This is a genomic window from Treponema sp. R6D11 (assembly GCF_054786075.1).
Genome location: NZ_BDHD01000311.1, coordinates 1 through 1499, shown reverse-complemented (window position 1 = coordinate 1499; position 1499 = coordinate 1). Strand labels below are relative to the sequence as shown.

Sequence of the window (1499 nt, the reverse complement as noted above, 5' to 3'; positions counted from 1 at the left end):
GCACCATACCGTATGAAACGTTTCACATCCTTCCTAAATCCTTTCGCAGATAAAACTGGGGCGGGCTGGCAAATAATCCAGTCGCTATATGCTATAGGCTCAGGAGGCTTGTTCGGTCTCGGTCCCTTTCAAAGCAGACAAAAATTTCTATACATACCTGAGCCGCAAAACGACTTTATCTTCTCAATAGTCGCGGAAGAGCTAGGTTTCATCTGGTCCGCCGCTATTATAATCCTCTTTGCTTTCTTAATATGGCGCGGAATTATGATAGCATATAACGCAAAAACTCGCTTCCAAGCAATAACAGCTTTCGGTATCATGGCGTTAATCGCATGGGAAGTTATATTAAACATCCTCGTTGTAACAAATTCCGTGCCAAATACCGGCATTCCTCTTCCTTTCTTCTCTAGCGGCGGAACAACACTCTTCATAAACATGGCAGCCATGGGACTAATGCTTAATATATCCAGAAAATCCAGTTTACCAGATTAGGAGCAACAAATATGAAAGATAAATTGAAAATCGTCTTCGCAGGCGGTGGCACTGCAGGGCATATAAACCCAGCGATTTCTATTGCAAATGAAGTTAAAAAACGTGTTCCAAACGCAGAAATTCTATTTATCGGAACTAAATACGGCATGGAGAAAGACTTTGTTCCAGCCGCTGGTTTCAATATTAAATTTATAAGCATACGCGGTTTCCGCCGTAGTTTTACACCAAAAAACATCTTAGCCAATTGCAAAAATTTGTTTAGCTTGGTATCATCAACATATGCTTCAAAAAAAATACTAAAGAATTTTGGCGCTAATTTCGTTGTCGGCACAGGCGGTTATGTATCAGGACCCGTATTACGCACAGCGAACAAATTGGGCATCAAAACCCTAATCCATGAACAAAACGCATTCCCTGGGTTAACATCAAAAATGCTATCTGGCATAGTCGATACAGTCTGCATAAGCTTCCCTGAGGCAGAAAAATTCTTTCCACATGCAAAAAAAATAGTACTAACCGGCAATCCCATTAGGCAAGATTTGCTGGAACATATTAAAAATGCAAAACAAGTTTTTAACATAGATAATAACCTGCCAACCTTAGCAGTCGTGGGCGGAAGCCTAGGCGCAGACGCTATCAATACACAAATCGAAAAGATTATAAAATTTGGCGAAGAAAAATATAATATTATTTGGTCTGTAGGCAAGCGTAATTATGATAAAATCATATCTGATTTCAAAACGCTCCCAAACAACATTAAAATTCTTCCATATATCGAAAATATGCCTGCTCTATATGAGGTATCAGATTTAATCGTCTCTCGCTCGGGTGCTATCGCGGTTGCCGAAATAGCCGCAACAGGCACGCCAAGCATCCTAATCCCAAGCCCAAACGTTACAAATAACCATCAAGAATTCAATGCAAAATCCCTCGCCGACGGCGCGGTTCTGCTCCTTGAAAAAGATATCACACAATTGCCGGAAATCATATCAAATACTATATTTGAT

The 1499-nt window shown here is 40.4% G+C and carries 2 protein-coding genes; both read left to right on the top strand.

The window, feature by feature from the left end; translation table 11 throughout:
• A partial coding sequence (locus tag ACYVTD_RS12635; RefSeq protein WP_461248105.1) for an FtsW/RodA/SpoVE family cell cycle protein occupies window positions 1-492 on the top strand: 492 nt, incomplete at its 5' end.
• 11 nt (window positions 493-503) lie between these two features.
• The coding region (gene murG, locus ACYVTD_RS12630) for an undecaprenyldiphospho-muramoylpentapeptide beta-N-acetylglucosaminyltransferase (protein WP_461248104.1) at window positions 504-1499 on the top strand (996 nt) is incomplete at its 3' end.